The sequence below is a fragment of the Paenibacillus sp. J22P15 genome, assembly GCF_056269345.1.
Window position 1 is genome coordinate 1 of the sequence record NZ_JBWDNT010000043.1, and the last position, 1,680, is coordinate 1,680.

Sequence of the window (1,680 nt, forward strand, 5' to 3'; positions counted from 1 at the left end):
TTGACTTGCTCATTACTTTTTTATCGCTTTTTCTCACGATTCGTTAGAATCGTAAGGGCAGTTTATTACTCGTTGTTCAGTTTTCAAAGAGCAATCTATTCTTTCGTTTGTATTGCTTGTTTTGTTCGCTGTCCGCATGTGTCTCTCGACCAGAAATATAATATAACATGTAACAACTATCTTTGCAAGTCTTTTGTTGAAATTAATTTATTATATTCATTATTTTCATGTTATATCGCTATTTTATCAGGCTTTAATGCCCACTCGCAACGCATGTTAAATGATTGAGTATATAGTTCCATAAGTATAGACAATAAATATAAAATAAACAGTTGACCTTCACGTTGCGTGAAGGTGTACGATGATGTTGTCAGGAGGTGAACACATGGAATACACCATACAAAAGCTAAGTCGACTGGCGGGTATTAGCACACGCACGCTGCGTTATTACGACGAGATCGATATGTTGAAGCCAGCACGAATGAATTCTTCTGGCTATCGTATTTATGGGCAAGCGGAGATTGATCTATTACAGCAAATTCTATTTTATAAAGAGCTCGGAGTCGGATTAGAGGAAATAAAGCGTCTCGTAACATCACCAGCTTTTGACGGAGAACAAGCATTATTACAGCATCGAGAGAAGCTTTTGGAGAAAAGAACACAGTTAGACCTGTTAATCGCAAATGTTGACAAAACATTAGTGCAAAAAGAAGGGAGAATCACTATGGCAAATAAAGAAAAATTCGAAGGCTTTAAGCAGCAGCTGATTGATGAAAATGAAAAACAATATGGTAAAGAAATTAGAGAGAAGTATGGGGATGTGCAAGTAGAGCGCTCCAATCATATCGTCAAAAACATGACAGAGGAGCAGCATAATAATATCGAAAAGCTGGGCGCTGAAGTATTAAACGTGCTTGGTCAAGCTTTTACAACCGGTGATCCCGCTGGTGAGCTAGCGCAGAAAGCAGCAGATTTGCACCGGCAATGGCTCACCTTTTACTGGGGCAGCTACAATAAGGAGGCTCATGCGGGGGTTGCTCAAATGTATGTGGACGATGGGAGATTTACTTCCTATTATGACAAGAACCAGCCTGGATCTGCCTTATTCCTAAGAGATGCAATTCTAGTTTATACGGGTATGGAGCAAGCAAAGGAGGATCTCTGATTGACTTGCTTCTCCAAAACGATCAAACTTTGGCTTATCAATAAAGGATAGTATAGGAAGGCATTCACATGCCCACTTACACTGTCCTTTTCTAAATCAGATGTTTTTATTGTACATAAGGCTAACTCCTTTGACAGAAAGACAAATTAAGACCAGTCATATTCAACTTTTCATTCTTATCTAAACAACAAAAAAGCCTTGCTTAGCAAGGCTTTTTCTGTGAAATATGATGCGCGTAGAGGGACTTGAACCCCCACGGTCACCCGCTAGATCCTAAGTCTAGTGCGTCTGCCAATTCCGCCATACGCGCATATAAGAAAAATGGTGAGTCATGTAGGATTCGAACCTACGACACCCTGATTAAAAGTCAGGTGCTCTACCAACTGAGCTAATGACTCATATTCATGGTGGAGGATGACGGGATCGAACCGCCGACCCTCTGCTTGTAAGGCAGATGCTCTCCCAGCTGAGCTAATCCTCCATGGAAGCAATAAAACCCACGACTTGTGGGGTGT

1 protein-coding gene and 3 tRNA genes are annotated in these 1,680 nt (G+C 40.8%); 1 reads left to right on the forward strand and 3 read right to left on the reverse strand.

The features are described 5' to 3' along the window. Nucleotides 1–385 precede the first annotated feature (385 nt). Nucleotides 386–1,165 carry a MerR family transcriptional regulator gene (locus AC0YN6_RS30395; RefSeq protein ID WP_475751986.1) on the forward strand — a complete coding sequence of 260 codons (780 nt, stop codon included), beginning with the start codon at nucleotides 386–388 and terminating at the stop codon, nucleotides 1,163–1,165. Nucleotides 1,166–1,395: 230 nt separating this feature from the next. Here AC0YN6_RS30395 and AC0YN6_RS30400 read toward each other — a convergent pair. The 3 genes from AC0YN6_RS30400 to AC0YN6_RS30410 all read right to left on the reverse strand — a co-directional run bounded on the left by AC0YN6_RS30400 (nucleotide 1,396) and on the right by AC0YN6_RS30410 (nucleotide 1,646). Further along, a tRNA-Leu gene (locus AC0YN6_RS30400) sits at nucleotides 1,396–1,475 on the reverse strand. Between the two features lie 12 nt (nucleotides 1,476–1,487). Continuing rightward, a tRNA-Lys gene (locus AC0YN6_RS30405) sits at nucleotides 1,488–1,563 on the reverse strand. Between the two features lie 7 nt (nucleotides 1,564–1,570). Beyond that, nucleotides 1,571–1,646: transfer RNA gene (locus AC0YN6_RS30410), tRNA-Val, on the reverse strand. Nucleotides 1,647–1,680: the final 34 nt, after the last annotated feature.

Excerpts from the sequence above, each read along its gene's own strand:
- AC0YN6_RS30395 (WP_475751986.1), top strand. The coding sequence starts at position 386 with ATGGAATACACCATACAAAAGCTAAGTCGACTGGCGGGTATTAGCACA.